We start from the raw sequence: 15516 nt of genomic DNA on the forward strand, positions 1-15516 counted from the left end.
TACAGTGAGGAGATTTGCCAAGGTGGGGAACAACTTCGAGGACAGGCTCGCCGTGCGCGAGCTGGTCGAGAACTGGGCGGTGTGGCGTGACGCCGGGGACTGGGAGCGGTTCGCCACCGTGTGGCACCCTGAGGGCTGGATGAGCGCGACGTGGTTTCACGGCCCGGCGGCGGAGTTCATCGCCGCCAGCAAGGCGGGTTTCGAGCGCGGCGTGAGCATCCTGCACTTCCTGGGCGGGCACACCGCGGACATCGAGGGCGACCGGGCCGTCGCCCAGACGAAGATGACGATCAGCCAGCGCGCGATGGTCGACGGCGTCGAGGTCGACGTCGTGTGCACCGGCCGGTTCTACGACTTCTGCGCCCGTCACGAGGGGCGGTGGAAGATCGTGCGCAGGCAGCCGATCTACGAGAAGGACCGGCTCGACCCGGTCGACCCGGCCGCCGAACTGGTGCTCGACCAGGAGCTGCTGAACCGGTTCCCCGTCGGGTACCGGCACTTGGGCTACGTGCAGACCAAGGCCGGGTTCACGGTCAGGACCGGGCTGCCCGGCCTGACCGGTGAGGCGGTCGAGCGGCTTTACGACGAGGGTGCGAAATGGCTGGTGTGACGGAGAAGTTCCTCAACTGCAGCGCGAACACCCTGCGTGCGGCCGACCTGCCGACGCGGGTTTCGGCGGCGGCCTCGGCCGGGTTCACCGGGATCGGGCTGCGCGTGCGCGACTACCTCGAAGCGGACATGGCCGACGAGGAGATCCGCGACCTGCTGGACCGGCACGGGCTGCGGGTGCTCGAGTTCGAGCACAACTGGGACTGGGCCCTCGGCGTGGATCCCGCGGAGGAGGCGATGCTGCGTTTCGCCGGGCGGATCGGCGTGCGCCACCTCAACGTGCCGATGTTCGCCGAGCACCCGCTGTCCGATCTCGTCGAGCCGTTCGGGGCGTTGTGCGACCGCGCGGCGGAGCACGGCGTGCTGGTGGGGTTCGAATTCCTGCCCTACAGCCACGTGCGCACGATCGGCGAGGTGTGGGAGGTGGTCACGGCGGCGGGGCGACCCAATGCCGGGATCACGCTGGACCTGTGGCACTGGTTCCGCTCCGGCGCCCGTGCCGGGGATCTGACCGGTATCCCCGCTTCGACGATCACGACGGTGCAGCTGTGCGACGTGCGCGCCGAACCCGGGCCCGACCTCACCGAGGAGGCGCGGCACCGCCGCCTGCTCCCCGGGCGCGGTGCCGGGGACACGCGCGAAGTGCTGACCGCACTGCGGGAGCACGGGGTCAGCGCGCCGGTATCGGTCGAGGTGTTCTCCGACGACCTGGACGCGCTGCCAGCGGCCGAAGCGGCGCGGCTCGCGTACGAGGCGGGCGCCGAGGTCCTCGACGCCACCGGTCTGCCCGCCCCGTCCTGGACCACGAACCTGGAGGGTGCCCGGTGACCGGCTTCTCCGAGGAGAACTCGGCGCAGGTCGTCGCCGAGAGCTTCGCCGCCACCCCCGATCCACGGCTGAAGCAGGTGTTGACGAGCCTCGTCGAGCACCTGCACGCGTTCGTCAAGGACGTCGAGCCCAGCGAAGCGGAATGGCAGCAGGCGATCGACTTCCTCACCGCCACCGGGCACAAGTGCGACGACACGCGGCAGGAGTTCGTCCTGCTCTCCGACGTGCTCGGCGTGTCGATGCTGGTCGACGCGATCAACAACCGGAAGTCCCCCGCCGCCACGGACACCACCGTGCTCGGCCCGTTCCACCTGGTCGACTCGCCGCCGCGGGAGCTGGGGGCGAACATCTCCCTGGACCACAACGGCGAGCCGTGCGTGTTCGCCGGGCAGGTCCGCTCGTCCGACGGGACCCCGCTGCCCGGCGCACGCGTCGACGTGTGGCAGGCCAACGGGGCCGGGTACTACGACGTCCAGCAGCCCGGCGTCCAGCCCGAGCGCAACCTGCGGGGGTTGTTCACCACGGACGAGCACGGCCGGTTCTGGTTGCGGACCGTCGTGCCGCGCTACTACCCCATTCCCGACGACGGCCCGGTCGGCCGCCTGCTCGCCGCGACCCGGCGGCACCCGAACCGGCCGGCGCACATCCACGTCATCGCCGAAGCCGCCGGGCACGCCCCGCTGACCACCCACGTGTTCGTCGAAGGCAGCCCGTACCTGGACTCCGACACGGTGTTCGGCGTGAAGGAGTCGCTGATCCGGCCGGTCACGACCGTCGACGACCCCGGACGCGCCCGGCACTACGGGACCGGGAACCCGTTCCGGCTCATCGAGTTCGACGTGGTCCTGGACAAGGTCACGCCGTGAGCCTCGACTTCGTCCACGAAACCCGGCCCGGCCGGGTCGTCTTCGCGGTCGGCGCGCGGCACCGGCTGCCCGAGGAGGTCGATCGCCTCGGCCTGCGCCGCCTGCTCGTCGTGTCCACCCCGGAACAGGCCGCGCTCGCCGCCGAGCTGACCGCCCCGCTCGGCGGCCGGGCCGCCGAACCTCACCCCCACGCCACCATGCACGTGCCGGTCGCGGTCGCGGAGCGGGCCATCGCGCGTGCCCGGGCAGCCAGTGCCGACGGCTGCCTCGCCGTGGGCGGAGGCTCGGCGATCGGCCTGGCGAAGGCGGTCGCGAAGGAGACCGGGCTGCCGATCGTCGCGGTGCCCACGACGTACGCCGGGTCCGAGATGACGCCGATCTGGGGCCTGACCGGCGCCGACCGCAAGACCACCGGCCGTGATCCGCGCGTGCTTCCGTCCACAGTGGTCTACGACCCCGAGCTGACCGTGACGCTCCCGCCCGGGCTGTCGGTCACCAGCGGGATGAACGCCCTCGCGCACTCCGCCGAGGCGCTCTACGCGCCCGACTGCTCGCCGGTCACGGCGCTCGCCGCGGCGGATTCGGTGCGGGCCCTCGCCGCCGCCCTGCCGCGCGTGGCCGCCGATCCCGGTGACCTGGAGGCCCGCTCGGACGCCCTCTACGGGGCGTGGCTCGCGGGCACCGCGCTGGGCTCGACGACGATGTCCCTGCACCACAAGCTCTGCCACATCCTCGGCGGCACCTTCGACCTCCCGCACGCCCAGACCCACACCGCGGTACTCCCCCACGTCCTCGCCCTCAACCTGCCCGCCGCGCCCCGGGCGCGGGCCGCGCTGGAGCACGCGCTGGGCACGGAGAACCCCGCCGCACACCTGTTCCGGCTCGCACGGGACCTGGGCGCGGAGATGTCGCTCAAGGCACTGGGCATGCCGGAGGACGGCGTGGAAACCGTTGTCACACAAGCGTTCGCCGCACCCTACGCCAACCCGCACCCGGTCACCGGAGCCGATCTGCGGCGTCTGCTCGCCGACGCACTCGCCGGGACCGCACCCGCATAACCGTCCAACGGAGGACACATGCCCACCCTCGACCTGCGCACCGTCATCGACCGGCACGGCGTCGGCGGCCTGCAACGCCGGGTCCTGCTGCTGTGCCTGGGAGTCACGACCCTCGACGGGATCGACGTCGCGATGGTCAGCTACCTCGGGCCTTCGCTCATCGCGGACTGGCACATCGGCAAGGCCCAGCTCGGGCCCGTCGTCACCAGCGGGCTCCTCGGCCTGGCGCTCGGCTCGCTGATCGCGGGGCCACTCGCCGACCGGCTCGGCCGCCGCAAGGTCATCCTCGCCTCGCTCGTCTTCTTCGGGCTGATGAGCGCGGCGACCGCGCTGAGCACGAACATCCTGTGGTTCTCGGTCCTGCGCGTGCTCACGGGGTTCGGGCTCGGCGCCGCGCTGCCCAACGCCACAACGCTCGTGTCCGAATACGCCCCTTCCCGGCGGCGCAGCCACCTGATGGCGCTGACCTACTGCGGGATGACGCTGGGCGGGGCGGTCGCCGGGTACCTCACCAGCCTGTTCGTGCAGGTCGCGAGCTGGCACTGGGCACTGGTCGCGGGCGGGGTCCTCCCGCTCGCCTACGCCGTCGTCGTCGCCGCGGCCCTGCCCGAGTCACCGAAGTTCCTCGCCCGCCGGCCCGGACGCCAGGCGGAACTGGTCGCGCTGATGAACCGCGTGGTGCCCGAGCGGTTCGGCACGGACACCCGGTTCTCGCTCGACGAACCCGCCGTCGCCGCGCGCGTCCCGGTCGCCGGGCTGGTCACGCGCCGGTTCCGGCTCGGCACCCTCACCATCTGGACCGGGTTCGTGTGCGCGTTCTTCATCGTGTACCTGATGAACAGCTGGCTGCCAATCCTGATGACCGACGTCGGTTTCTCGCTGACCGCCGCCGCGACGATGGGCCTGCTGCTGCAGGCGGGCGGCACGCTCGGGAACCTGGGCATCGGCTGGCTGATGGACCGCTTCGGGCTGCACCGCACCGTAGCCGTCGCGATGAGCTGCGCCGCCGTGATGCTCGTCCTCGTCGCACTCGCCCCCGCCCACGTGCTGGTCCTCGGCACCCTGATCTTCGTGCTCGGCATGTTCACCAACACGGTCGGCACGGGCTTCCCGATCCTGTCCGCCGCCTTCTACCCCACGTCCATCCGCGCCACGGGGACCAGCTGGGCCACCGGCATCGCGCGCTTCGGCGCCATCGGCGGCGCGGCCGCCGGCACGGTGCTCGTCGCCGCCGGACTGCACTACCGGCAGGTCTTCCTCGCCCTGCTCGTGCCCGCCGCGGTCTGCGTCGTGGCGGTGGCGGTCAAGGGCAGGCACACGTCCACAATGGAGCGAGCCGCGGAACGCGCGCCCGTGATCCGGTGAAAGGAACCACATCCATGCGACTGCACGACAAGACCGCCCTGATCACCGGCGCCGCCGGTGGCATGGGCCGCGCCACGGCCGAGGCCTTCGCCCGCGAGGGCGCGACGGTGTTCATCGCCGACATCCTCGACGACGAGGGCGCCACCACGGCCAAGGAGATCGGTGCCGCGGGCTACCTGCACCTCGACGTCACCGACGAGACGTCGTGGGGGGCCGCGATCGAGGAGGTCACGAAGCGGTCCGGGCGGCTCGACGTGCTGGTCAACAACGCGGGCATCAGCGGCACCTTCGACCCCGACCTCACCAGCACGGAGTTCTTCGACCGGCTCATGCTGGTCAACGCACGCGGCGTGTTCCTCGGCATCAAGCACGCCACCGCCGCCATGACCCGCACGGGTGGCGGCTCGATCGTCAACCTCTCGTCCATCTCCGCCTCGATCGGCCAGCCCGGCGTGCACCTCGGCTACGGCGCGTCCAAGGCCGCCGTGAAGTCCATGACGCGCACCGCCGCCGTGCACCACGCCGACGCCGGAATCCGGGTCAACGCCGTCGCCCCCGGCATGCTTCCGCCGATGCGCACCTCCCGCGGCTCGGCGGATCCGGTGTGGCGGGCGAAGCAGATCGACGGCGTGCCGATGAAGCGGGCCGGGGAGGTGCGCGAGGTCGCCGACGCCGTGTTGTTCCTGGCCAGCGACGAAGCGTCTTACGTGACGGGCGTGGAACTCCTCGTCGACGGCGGCCTCACAGCTGTTTGAGGAACGCCTCGACGGCTTCGAGGGTTTCGCGAGGCGCTTCCTCGGGGACGTAGTGCCCGCCGGGCACGGCACGCCCCGACACAGCCGCGGGATCGGCGTGGTGCTCCTGCCAGATCCGCACCACGTCGGCCCCGGCGAGACCGTCTTCGGCGCCCCACAGCACCAGCAGCGGAGCCCGCACCCGCACCCCGCGCGCGTGATCGGCCTCGTCGCGTTCGAGGTCGACCGTGAAACCGGTGCGGTAGTCCTCAAAGGACGCCCGCAGGTGCGCGGGATCGCTGAAGGCGGTGACGTAGTGCTGGAAGGTCTCCTCGTCGACGGCCCCGGATTCCCGTACCCGCGCAAAGAAGTGCCCCAGGTACGCCTCGACGTTGCCCGACACCAGCCGCTGGGCCAGATCGGGATCGCGGTGGAAGAACCAGTGCCACATCGCGCTCGCCGAGTCGCGGTCGAACGAGTTCATCACCACCCGGGTCGGCAGGATGTCGAGCAGCACGAGCGCGTCCACTTCGGACGGACGGTCGAGCGCCCAGCGGTGTGCCACCCGGGCCCCGCGGTCGTGCCCGACCACCGTGGCGGAGGTGAACCCCAGGTGCCGGATCAGCCCGCCCAGGTCGGCGGCGGTGGCGCGCTTGTCGTACGCGCCCGACCGCGCCAGCCCCGAAGCGCCGTACCCGCGTAGGTCCGGGACGACGACGGTGCGCCCCTCGCTCAGCGGGCCGGCGAGGTGGCGCCAGCACTCGCCGGTCTGCGGCCAGCCGTGCAGCAGGACGACGAGCTCCGGCCCGTCACCGGCGACGCGGTAGGCCAGCTCGACGTCGTCGAGGCGCACCGATTCGAGCGGTTGGCGAGGCATGGTTCTCCCTTGTGGTGTAGGCGGTTTCCGTGACCACAGTGGACCGGCGGCTCAGGACGCGCCAAGGGCCGGTTGCCGCTCAGTGGCAGCCGGGTGCCGGGCGAGCAGGGCGTCGAGGCGGCTGCCGACCTCCGCGCAGTTCTCCCGCACCACGGACAGGAACGCCGCGAGCACCGGCGAGGAATCGGCCGCCCGGAACGACATCCGCAGGTCCGGCAACCGGAAACGGGGCGTGACGTCGCAGAACCGGACGTCCTCGCGGGCGATCAGCCGCATCCGGGACGGGCCGAGCCCGACCCCGGCGCAGCACGCGGCGAGACCCGCGATCGTGTGCACGTCACGGGCCTTCGCGGCCGCGTCGAGCACGGACGGATCCGCGCCGAACAACGGCCTGAGGTACGAACTCGCCGCCTCCGGGCTGACGATGAGCGGCTCGTGCGCGAGCTGGTCGACGGAGACCGCCGGGCGCCCGGCGAAGGGGTGCACCACGGACACCACGGCCACCAGGTGGTCCGCCCCGATCGGCACGCTCACCAGGTCCTCGGCACCGGCACCTCGCGGGCCGCCCCGCCCGACTGCCACGTCCAGCTCGCCCGCGAGCAGTGCGGCGTCGGCGTTGTCCAGTTCCTGCAAGGAAAGCCGGACCTCCGGGCGGCTCCGGCGGAACTTCCCCAGCACGCCGGGCAGCGGGTCGAGGAGCGAGGAACCGATGAACCCGATGCGCAGGCGCCCGGTCTCCCCGCGTGCCGCCCGGGCGGCGTCGACGCGCGCGAGGTCCATCTCCGCGAGTGCCGCGCGTGCCCTGGCGAGGAAGGCGTCGCCCGCCGCCGTCGGGAACACGCCGCGTGGCGTGCGGTCGAACAACCGCTCGCCGACCTCGCGCTCGAGCGCGGCGATCTGGGTCGACAGCGGCGGCTGGGCGATCCCGAGCGACGCCGCGGCGCGGCCGAAGTGCTGGTGCTCGGCGAGGGCGAGCGCGTAGCGCAGATGACGGGCCTCCACGCGGACCACGATACGTGTGGGATATCGCGAGAGCCATGGTGAGATATGCCGGTGGATGACGGCCGGGCCGTCCGGTGAGCTGGAGGAGTCGTTGACCAGCTCTACCGGAAGGAAATTCCCGTGCACCGTCCGTCCTCGTCCGAGACCGTCGTGCTGCTCGTCCACGGCGCCTGGCACTCCTCCGTGCACTGGGCGCCGACGCAGCGCGCACTGGCGCGTCACGGCCTCGCGAGCGTGGCGATCGACCTGCCGGGCAGCGGGCTCGGCGCACCGCTGCCCCGCGGGTTCCACCTGCCGGGCCAGCCCGGCCTCGACGGCGAGAAGTCCGCGCTGCACGACGTCACGATGGGGCAGCTGACCGAGGTGGTGCTCGACGCGCTCGCCGAGGCCCGCACCCGGTACCGCCACGTCGTCCTCGTCGGGCACAGCGCCGGTGGCGGCCCGTGCTCGGCCGCCGCGGAACAGGCCCCGGAACTGCTCGACCACCTCGTGTACCTGTCCGCGTTCGTCCCGGCGGGCCGCCCGCGGTTCGCCGACTACATCGCCGCCGAGGAGAACGCGGACGCCGTCCGGATCCCGATGCTGGGCGATCCCGCCGAGCTGGGTGCCTTCCGGATCAACCCGCTCTCCCCCGACCCGGCCGAGATCGGCCTGCTGCGCCGCGCCTTCCTCAACGACCTGCCGGCGGACGCCCCGGACTCGTGGCGCCAGTTCCTCCACCCCGACCACCCGTACGCGAGCTTCAGCACCCCGGTACCGGTTTCGCCGGGGCGCTGGGGCAGCGTCGACCGCACCTTCATCCGGCTGACCGACGACCAGTCGCTGCCACCCGCCACCCAGGACCTGATGATCGCCGAGGCCGACGCCGTCGCGCCGGAGCGGCCGTTCCACGTGCACTCCCTGCCCGGCGGCCACTCGCCGTTCGTGACGCGGCCCGCGGAGCTGGCGAAGGTGCTCGCCGCGACCGCACTGCGGCGGACGTCCCGATGACGGTCCCGGGCCCGCCGGGGCGGCTCCTGCTGCCGATCGTCCTGTCGGGCACGTTCGTGCAGCTGTTCAGCGTGACGGTCATGCAGGTGGCCGTGCTCGACGTGCAGCGCGATCTCGGCGCGGGCGCCGGTGCGGGCCAGCTCGTGCTCGCCGGGTACACCCTCACCTACGCCTGCTCGCTGCTCGTCTCGGCACGGCTGGGCGACCGCTACGGCTACCGCCGGATGTTCGTCGCCGGCATGGCGTTGTTCACCGCGGCCTCACTCGGCGCGGCCGCGGCGCCGGACGCCACCGTGCTCGTCGCGGGCCGCCTGCTGCAGGGTTTCGGCAGCGGGCTGATGGCACCGCAGATCCTCTCGCTCATCCAGTCGGCGCTGCCCGCGCACCGCAGGCCCGCCGCGCTGAGCGCCTACGGGGCCACGATGGCGGCGGCCTCGCTCGCGGGACCGGTGCTCGGCGGCGTGCTGATCCAGCTCGACCCGCTGGGCCTGGGCTGGCGCGCCGCGATGCTGCTGACGGTGCCCGTGGGGATCGCCGCGATCGTGTTGTCGCCGTCGCTCCCGTCCGTCCACTCAGGACACGAAGGGCAGCGCGTCGACCCGGTGGGTGCCGGGCTGAGCCTGCTGGGCTTGGCACTGCTAGTACTGCCGCTGACGGCGGGGCGAGACGCGGGCTGGCCACTGTGGACCTGGCTCAGCCTCGGGTCGGCCGTGGTGCTGCTCGCGGCTTTCGTGGTGTCCCAGCGCAGGGTGGCGGCTCCGCTCGTGCACCCGGCCACGCTCACCGAACCGGCGACGCGCTGGGGGCTGGCCGTCGTCCTGGTGTTCAACGCCGGGGTGCCCTCGTTCACGCTGCTGCTGTCCACGCACCTGCAGGGCGCGCTCGGCTGGAGTCCACTTCGGACCGGACTGGCCATCACGCCGTACGCCGTGGGCGCGCTGGCGGGCAGCGCGGTCGTGCGTGTCGCGGGCCGCCGGTTCGGCCCGTGGACGCTGGCCGCGTCCGCCGTCGCGATGGGGCTCGTCTCCGTGGCGGTCGCGGCGGTGCTGGGCGGCGGGGGTGCCGGGTGGCCGCTGTGGCTCGCGCTGTTCACCGGCGGCGCCGCTTTCGGGGTGTTCACCGCGTCGGCGTTCACGCAGGTCCTCGCCAGGGTCCGGGCGGAGGCGGCAACTTCGGTCTCGGGCCTGCTCCCCACGGCACAACAGCTGGGCGGGACACTGGGTGTCACGTTCGCGGGCATCGCCTACTCGGCGCCCGCCGCCGCGGACGCGCTGTGGCACGCGATGACCTACGAAGCCGTGGCGTTCGCGCTGGCCGCCGTCTGCGCGGGTGGTCTCGCAGGGCGCTTCACGCCTGTTGACGCGTGCCGGCCGCCAGCGAGCCGAGCAGCCTGAGCGCGTCGGCGCTCGGCGAGCCCGGTTCGGCGTGGTAGACGACCAGTTCCTGGCCGGGGCTCGACCGGACGTCGAACGTCTGCATGGTCAGGGTCAGCGGGCCGACGCCGTCGTGCTGCAAGCGCTTCCGCTCCAGCGACTTGCCGCGCGCGTCGTGCCGGGCCCACAGCTCGGTGAACTCCCGGCTCTGCGCCAGCAGCTCACCCAGCACCTGGCGCAGCCGGGGGTCGCCGGGCGCCTCGCCGTAGCCGAGCCGGAAACCGGCCACCGAGTTCCGCGCGACCTCCTCCCAGTCCCGGTAGAACACGCGGGCCCGCGGATCGGTGAACACGACGTGCATCAGGTTGTGCGAATGGGACCAGGCCCCGAACAACGCGTCGGCGATCGCGTTGGACGCCAGCACGTCGTACGCCCGGTTGTAGACCAACGCCGGGTTGTCCGGCCACGCCGACATCAGCTGCAGCAGGCTCGGGTCGACGTGGTTGCTCACCCCGGCGGCCCGGGGGCGGGGGCTGAGCCCCGCCACGCGGAACAGGTGCGCCCTGCCGTCGTCGTCGAGGCGCAGCGCGGCGGCCAGCGCGTCCACCACCTGGGCCGACGGGGTGCGTTCGCGGCCCTGCTCCAGACGGACGTAGTAGTCCACGCTCACGCCGGTCAGCATCGCCACCTCTTCGCGGCGCAGGCCGGGGACGCGGCGCCTGCCGGTGGTGGGCAGGTTCACGTCCTCGGGACCGAGCTGGGCGCGGCGGGCGCTGAGGTAGGCACCCAGTTCCGTTTGAGCCATATGGCCAGGTTAAGCGCGCCACGCCGACTCATCCTGGGTGCGTTCCACCCAGGAAAACCGCGCCCTCCCACGCCGGGCGCCGGGCCACGACCGTGGACCCCATGACCTCCTCCTGGGACCTCACCGGCCGCGTCGCGGTCGTCACCGGTGCCGCCCGCGGCATCGGCCACGCCACCGCCACGCTGCTTCGGGAACGCGGCGCCCGGCTCGTCGTCACCGACCGGTCGGACGCCGTGGAAAAGCTCGCCGCGGACCACCCGGACACCGTCGCCGCGCTCGTGGGCGACGTCGCCGACGAGGAGCTCGCCCGCGCGACGATGCGGCTGGCCACCGACCGGTTCGGCCGGCTGGACATCCTCGTCAACAACGCCGGGCGCACCCTCAACAAGCCGGTCACCGAGACGACCGTCGAGGACTTCGAAGGCATCATGCGCGTCAACGCCCGCGGCAACTTCGTGCAGGCGCGCGAAGCGTTCCGGGTGATGGAGGACCACGGCGGCGGCGCCATCGTGTCGATCGCCTCGGTCTCGTCGGTCGTCGCCTTCGAGACCCAGACCGCCTACGCCGCCTCCAAGGGCGCACTCGCCCAGCTGACCCGCGTCCTCGCGATCGAGGGCGGCGCCAAGGGGATCCGGTCCAACGCCGTGCTGCCCGGCGTGATCGACACCGACATCATGGAGGGCGTCGTGGAGAACGGGCGCGAGATGCTCGCCTCCTTCGGCGACGCCCACCCGCTCCGGCGGATCGGGCAGCCCCGCGAAGTGGCCGAAGCCGTCGCCTTCCTCTGCTCCGACGCCGCGAGCTTCGTCACCGGGGCGCTCCTCGCCGTCGACGGCGGGTGGACCGCCCAGTGACGCCTCACTCGGACGCGATCAGCTTCCCGGCGGGCAGCGCCGACCGGAGCTGACGCCGCGAGCTGATCCCGAGCTTGGCGAACACCTTGCGCAGGTGCCATTCGACGGTCCGCGCGCTGAGGAACAGCTGCGCGCCGATCTCCGGGTTGGAGAACCCGCTCCGCGCCAGCCGCGCGATCTGGGCCTCCTGGGCGGTCAGGGACACGGTGGCCCCGCCGTACCGTTCACGGGCCGCGACACCCGTCGCGGCCAGCTCCCGTCGCGCGCGCTCGGCGAACCCCGCCGCCCCCATCGCGGTGAACGCCTCGTGGGCCGTGCGCAGCTGGGCGCGGGCGTCGGTCCGGCGGCCCGCCCGGCGCAGCCACTCGCCGTACAACAACCGCGCCCTGGCCAGCTCCAGCCGCATCCGGCCGCGCCCGAGGTGCTCGATCGCCTCCCGGTACGAGCGCTCGGCCTCGTCCCCCTCGGCGAGCAGGGCGCGGCACCGGGCCTCGATCCCCGATGCCCACGCGGTACCGCTCGCCCGCGTACTGCCGACAAGCCGGTCGAACGCGTCCGCGGCCCGCTCCGGGCGGCCACTCCTGACCGCCGCCTCGACGAGCTGGACCAGCGAGTAGTTCGCGAACGCGAGTTCGTCGGGGTTGGCGGCGCCGTCGGCCGCGGCCTCGAACGCTTCGCCGTAGCGGCAGAGTCCGTTGTGGAGCACCGCCTGCGCGTGGCGCACGACCGTCAGCCCCATCCCATCACCCCGCCGGACGGCGTTGTCCACAATGGATTCCGCGAGCGTGCCCAGCCTGGTTTCGTCGCCCCGGTAGGCCGCGAGGGCCAGCTCCCCGTAGGCGGGCAGGCCGCTGCCGGTCGCCTCCGTGACCGCCGCGACCTCCCCCACCAGCGTCGCGGCGGCGTCCAGCTCCCCGGCGAACAGGTGCAGCCCGATCCGGGCGGTCAGCGCGATCGGCAGGATCGCGAGCGCGCCCGCCTCCCTGGCCAGCCGGACGTGCCGGTCGCCCAGCACCTGCCAGGAGTCGTCGTCCCACAGGTCGTGCGCGGCGTGGGTGGCGAGCCACAGCCGGCGGATCGCCTCCGCCTGCGGCAGCTCCGCGGTCCGGAATGCGGCCACGGCCCGTTTCAGCGCGGGGCCGCCGGCCTCGTAGCCGCCGGTCACGACGGCCGCCAGGCCCGCCGCGAGCGAGCCGGCCGACCCCGCACCGGGCGGCATCGCCTCGCACACCTGCCGCAGTCCGGTTTCGCCGGCGAGGCGGCCGACGTACAGCCCCGCCGCGAGCGCCTCGAGATACGCCTCGCGCGCGAGCGCCGGGTCGAGCGGCGCGAGCTTTTCCGCCGCGGCCAGCAACAACGGCGGGGCGTCGCGGCCGTGGCTCGACGTGAAGGCCAGCCGCGCTCGCAGGAGGTCCACCCGTGCCCGGGTCAGCTCACCGGGCGTGCTCGCCGAGGCCAGCGCGATCAGCGCGCGCGCCTCGTCCGGCGTGCCCGCCTGGTGTTTCGCCTGCGCCGCCGCCAGCGCCCTGGCGGCCACCCGCCCGGGTTCGGCGGTGACCGCCGCGGCGCGTTCGAGCAACGCGGCCGCCGCCGCGAGCCCGCCGCGGGCCTGCGCCCGCCCCGCCGACCGCTCCAGCTCGACCGCGACCTCCTCGTCCGGCCCGGACACGGCCCTGGCCCGGTGCCACGCGCGCCGGTCCGGATCAGCCGCCGGGTCGGTGACCTCGGCCAGCGCCCCGTGTGCCGCGCGCCGGTCCGCCGCCGGGGCCGACCGGTAGACCGCCGAGCGCACCAGCGGGTGCCGGAAGCGGACCCTGGTCCCGAATTCGACCAGCTCCGCGAAGTCCGCGCCGGACGCCGGGGCGGGCTCGATGCCCTGCGCCCGCGCGGCACGCCACAGCAGCGCGACGTCCCCGGCGGGCTCGGCCGCGGCGGTGACCAGCAGCCTGCGGGCCTGTCTGGGGAGCGACCGGAACCGGCGCGCGTACCCCGCTTCGAGCCGCCGGTCCAGCGGGAGGCCGGGCAGGCCGAAGCCACCGGCCAGCTCCGCCGGGGTGAACGCGCGCGGCAGCTCCAGCAACGCCAGCGGGTTGCCCCGGCTCTCCGCGACGATCTGGTCGCGCACCGACGCGTCGAGCGGGCCGGCCAGCGCGCCCATCAGCAGGGCGCGCGCGTCGGCGTCACCGAGCCCGGCGAGCGCGAGCTCGGGCAGCCCGCGGAACCCGTGCTCGCCGTCCGCCGCCCGCACGGCCGCGACCAGCACGACCGGTTCGGCGAGCAGCCTGCGGGCCACGAACGCGAGCACCCGCGCCGAAGCGCTGTCGAGCTCCTGCACGTCGTCGACGAGGCAGAGCAGCGGCTGGTGCCCGGCGGCCTCGGACAGCAGGCTCAGCACCGCGAGCCCGACCAGGAACCGGTCGGGCGCCGGACCGGTGCTCAGCCCGAAGGCCGTCGCGAGCGCGGCGCGCTGCGGGGCGGGCAGGCGGTCGAGGTGGCCGAGCAGCGGCGCGCACAGCTGGTGCAGGCCCGCGAACGCGAGCTCCGCCTCCGGCTCCAGCCCCGCCGCGCGCACCACGCGGTAGCCGGGAGCCTGCGCGGACAGGTGGTCGAGCAGCGCGCTCTTGCCGATGCCCGCCTCGCCCCGCAGCACGAGCACCCGGCTCGTCCCGCCGCGCGCCTGGGCCAGCAGCTGGTCCAGGCGCCGCAGTTCGCCGTCGCGGCCCCGCAGGTCCGGCCCGGAAGCGCCAGCAGTCATGACTCCCCACCGAGGTTCGATGCGGTTCGCCCGCCGGGGTGAAGCTCCATCGTGGCACACCCCGGGCCGGATTCCCCCCGCGGAAACCAGGGAGTCGCACTGGCGCGACCGGTGCCTGCCCGGCCGCACGTGGACTCAGGGGGACACGGTCAGCGGTTCTCCAGGGTTGATGACCGTGACCGGGACATCGGGGACGAGGCGGCGGGCGGCCTCGACGAAACGAGCGGGGTCCTTGTCGCTCTTGAGGAACAGCCTGTCGCCGATCGGGCCGCCGGTGAAGGCGTAGTGCTGCGGCACCGCCAGTTTCGGGCGCAGCACGGCGGTGAGTTCGGCCGCCTCTTCGGCGTTCATGACGACCTGCTTGTTGCCCGCCATCCGGATGTGCAGGCCGTTGACGGGAAGCAGCGCCACGTCCAGCGGGCCGTACCGGTCGGTCAGGGTGCGCAGTTCCGGGACGAGCAGCGTGTCCCCGGCGAAGTAGACGCGGCGCCCGCCGGCGCTGAGCACATAGGTGACCTCGTAGCAGCCGTGCTTGCCGGGCGCCGCGGCGATGGTCAGGTCGCCGACCCGGGCGGACTGCCACGGTTCCAGCGCGCGGACGTTGGTGAACCCCGCCTTGCGGGCCGGCCCGACCACCGGTCCGGCGACGAGGAGGGGCACGTCCTTGTCGCGGTAGCGGCGGAAGGCGCCGAGGTCGCAGTGGTCGTAGTGCTCGTGGCTGATCACGACCGCGTCCAGGTGGGGCAGGGTCTCCGGCTGGAAGGCGACGGGCTCGCCCGGGTGGTAGAAGAGCTTCTGGCTGAACCAGGGGTCGGTGAGCACGGTCAGGTCGCCGAACTGGATCAGGTGGCAGCTGTGGGTCACCCGGGTGATGACGAGCGGCTCGGTCATGGCTGTTCCCTCGTTTCGTGTCACCGGTTGCCCGCGTCGGCGGGGCTGGCTCCGCCCAGAGGTGCGCGCTGCGGGGAGATGACCCGGCGGCTGATGCGCCAGGCATCGTCGTGGCGTCGCAGGCTGTCGAGGTGCGTCACGCTGGCGAGTGTCCCGTCGGCCAGGATGACGAGGCCCTTGGAGCGTGCGGTCGCCCGGCCTTCCTCCTCGCCGGTGATGACGATGTTCGTCAGGTGGTGGGCGATGGGGTTGTCCGCGCCGAGGTGCAGGGCGGCGCTCCTGACCGCCTCGATCCCCTCGAAGGTTCCGACGCCGAGAGCGCTCATGTCGTAGACGACGTCCGGTGTGAAGACCTCCCCGAGCCGGTCCAGGTGGCCTTCGTCGAACAGGTGCCCGTGCAGGGACAGGGTCTCGCTGATCGCCTGGCGGTCTTCCGCGCGCAGTTCCACTATCACTGTGTACTCCGTTCTTGTTGGTACCCAGTACCAGACTGTACGCAGTTCCTCATG

15 protein-coding genes are annotated in these 15516 nt (G+C 73.2%); 9 read left to right on the plus strand and 6 right to left on the minus strand.

Translation table 11 applies throughout. From position 1 onward, the window contains the following. The first annotated feature begins 22 nt into the window (after positions 1–22). Genes ABFX51_RS19060 through ABFX51_RS19085 form a run of 6 tightly spaced genes read left to right on the plus strand, consistent with a single transcriptional unit; the run spans position 23 to position 5481 of the window. The gene (locus tag ABFX51_RS19060; RefSeq protein WP_346054417.1) at positions 23–610 is read left to right on the plus strand and encodes a nuclear transport factor 2 family protein; all 588 of its coding nucleotides are present in this window, start codon (positions 23–25) and stop codon (positions 608–610) included. Next, on the plus strand, positions 598–1437 hold the full coding sequence (locus ABFX51_RS19065) for a sugar phosphate isomerase/epimerase family protein (protein ID WP_346054418.1): 840 nt from the start codon (positions 598–600) through the stop codon (positions 1435–1437). Before ABFX51_RS19060 ends, ABFX51_RS19065 begins: the two co-directional genes overlap by 13 nt. Next, positions 1434–2303: an intradiol ring-cleavage dioxygenase gene (locus tag ABFX51_RS19070; protein ID WP_346054419.1), complete on the plus strand. Its 870-nt coding sequence runs from the start codon at positions 1434–1436 to the stop codon at positions 2301–2303. The genes ABFX51_RS19065 and ABFX51_RS19070 overlap by 4 nt, the downstream gene beginning before the upstream one ends. Continuing rightward, positions 2300–3361 (plus strand): maleylacetate reductase, encoded by a 1062-nt coding sequence (locus ABFX51_RS19075; protein WP_346054420.1) that lies wholly within the window; start codon positions 2300–2302, stop codon positions 3359–3361. Before ABFX51_RS19070 ends, ABFX51_RS19075 begins: the two co-directional genes overlap by 4 nt. Positions 3362–3379: 18 nt before the next feature. Then, positions 3380–4726: an MFS transporter gene (locus tag ABFX51_RS19080; RefSeq protein ID WP_346054421.1), complete on the plus strand. Its 1347-nt coding sequence runs from the start codon at positions 3380–3382 to the stop codon at positions 4724–4726. A 14-nt stretch (positions 4727–4740) separates the two neighbouring features. Next, positions 4741–5481, plus strand: coding sequence for an SDR family NAD(P)-dependent oxidoreductase (locus ABFX51_RS19085; protein ID WP_346054422.1), 741 nt, complete (start codon positions 4741–4743; stop codon positions 5479–5481). Here ABFX51_RS19085 and ABFX51_RS19090 read toward each other — a convergent pair. Next, positions 5468–6337, minus strand: coding sequence for an alpha/beta fold hydrolase (locus tag ABFX51_RS19090; protein WP_346054423.1), 870 nt, complete (start codon positions 6335–6337; stop codon positions 5468–5470). The two genes, ABFX51_RS19085 and ABFX51_RS19090, sit on opposite strands and share 14 nt — an antisense overlap. Before the next feature lie 51 nt (positions 6338–6388). Continuing rightward, positions 6389–7339, minus strand: a complete 951-nt coding sequence (locus tag ABFX51_RS19095; protein WP_091507762.1) for a LysR family transcriptional regulator — start codon at positions 7337–7339, stop codon at positions 6389–6391. A gap of 120 nt (positions 7340–7459) precedes the next feature. Between ABFX51_RS19095 and ABFX51_RS19100 the strand changes: the two genes are divergently transcribed. Beyond that, positions 7460–8329: an alpha/beta hydrolase gene (locus tag ABFX51_RS19100; protein WP_091507297.1), complete on the plus strand. Its 870-nt coding sequence runs from the start codon at positions 7460–7462 to the stop codon at positions 8327–8329. Continuing rightward, positions 8326–9723: an MFS transporter gene (locus ABFX51_RS19105; protein WP_091507300.1), complete on the plus strand. Its 1398-nt coding sequence runs from the start codon at positions 8326–8328 to the stop codon at positions 9721–9723. Before ABFX51_RS19100 ends, ABFX51_RS19105 begins: the two co-directional genes overlap by 4 nt. Here ABFX51_RS19105 and ABFX51_RS19110 read toward each other — a convergent pair. Further along, a complete protein-coding gene (locus ABFX51_RS19110; RefSeq protein WP_091507302.1) occupies positions 9677–10507 on the minus strand; it encodes a helix-turn-helix transcriptional regulator in 831 nt (276 codons plus the stop codon). The genes ABFX51_RS19105 and ABFX51_RS19110 overlap by 47 nt on opposite strands. A gap of 101 nt (positions 10508–10608) precedes the next feature. Here ABFX51_RS19110 and ABFX51_RS19115 point away from each other — a divergent pair, with 101 nt between their 5' ends. After that, positions 10609–11361 carry an SDR family NAD(P)-dependent oxidoreductase gene (locus ABFX51_RS19115; RefSeq protein WP_177228693.1) on the plus strand — a complete coding sequence of 251 codons (753 nt, stop codon included), beginning with the start codon at positions 10609–10611 and terminating at the stop codon, positions 11359–11361. Positions 11362–11365: 4 nt separating this feature from the next. Here the strand turns inward: ABFX51_RS19115 and ABFX51_RS19120 are convergent, their stop codons facing one another. The 3 genes from ABFX51_RS19120 to ABFX51_RS19130 form a co-directional block, all read right to left on the minus strand. Beyond that, complete coding sequence (locus ABFX51_RS19120) at positions 11366–14116, minus strand: helix-turn-helix transcriptional regulator (RefSeq protein WP_346054424.1); 2751 nt, start codon at positions 14114–14116, stop codon at positions 11366–11368. A 135-nt stretch (positions 14117–14251) separates the two neighbouring features. Further along, on the minus strand, positions 14252–15007 hold the full coding sequence (locus ABFX51_RS19125) for an MBL fold metallo-hydrolase (RefSeq protein ID WP_091507308.1): 756 nt from the start codon (positions 15005–15007) through the stop codon (positions 14252–14254). A 20-nt stretch (positions 15008–15027) separates the two neighbouring features. Beyond that, on the minus strand, positions 15028–15462 hold the full coding sequence (locus ABFX51_RS19130) for a nuclear transport factor 2 family protein (protein WP_346054425.1): 435 nt from the start codon (positions 15460–15462) through the stop codon (positions 15028–15030). Positions 15463–15516 lie beyond the last annotated feature (54 nt).

Origin of the sequence: Amycolatopsis dongchuanensis (genome assembly GCF_039542405.1) — a bacterium.
Lineage (GTDB): Bacteria > Actinomycetota > Actinomycetes > Mycobacteriales > Pseudonocardiaceae > Amycolatopsis_E > Amycolatopsis_E sacchari.

Coding starts and splice junctions, on each gene's coding strand:
- ABFX51_RS19120 (WP_346054424.1), bottom strand. CDS start 14,116: ATGACTGCTGGCGCTTCCGGGCCGGACCTGCGGGGCCGCGACGGCGAA.
- ABFX51_RS19115 (WP_177228693.1), top strand. CDS start 10,609: ATGACCTCCTCCTGGGACCTCACCGGCCGCGTCGCGGTCGTCACCGGT.
- ABFX51_RS19110 (WP_091507302.1), bottom strand. CDS start 10,507: ATGGCTCAAACGGAACTGGGTGCCTACCTCAGCGCCCGCCGCGCCCAG.
- ABFX51_RS19105 (WP_091507300.1), top strand. CDS start 8,326: ATGACGGTCCCGGGCCCGCCGGGGCGGCTCCTGCTGCCGATCGTCCTG.
- ABFX51_RS19085 (WP_346054422.1), top strand. CDS start 4,741: ATGCGACTGCACGACAAGACCGCCCTGATCACCGGCGCCGCCGGTGGC.
- ABFX51_RS19090 (WP_346054423.1), bottom strand. CDS start 6,337: ATGCCTCGCCAACCGCTCGAATCGGTGCGCCTCGACGACGTCGAGCTG.
- ABFX51_RS19125 (WP_091507308.1), bottom strand. CDS start 15,007: ATGACCGAGCCGCTCGTCATCACCCGGGTGACCCACAGCTGCCACCTG.
- ABFX51_RS19080 (WP_346054421.1), top strand. CDS start 3,380: ATGCCCACCCTCGACCTGCGCACCGTCATCGACCGGCACGGCGTCGGC.
- ABFX51_RS19065 (WP_346054418.1), top strand. CDS start 598: ATGGCTGGTGTGACGGAGAAGTTCCTCAACTGCAGCGCGAACACCCTG.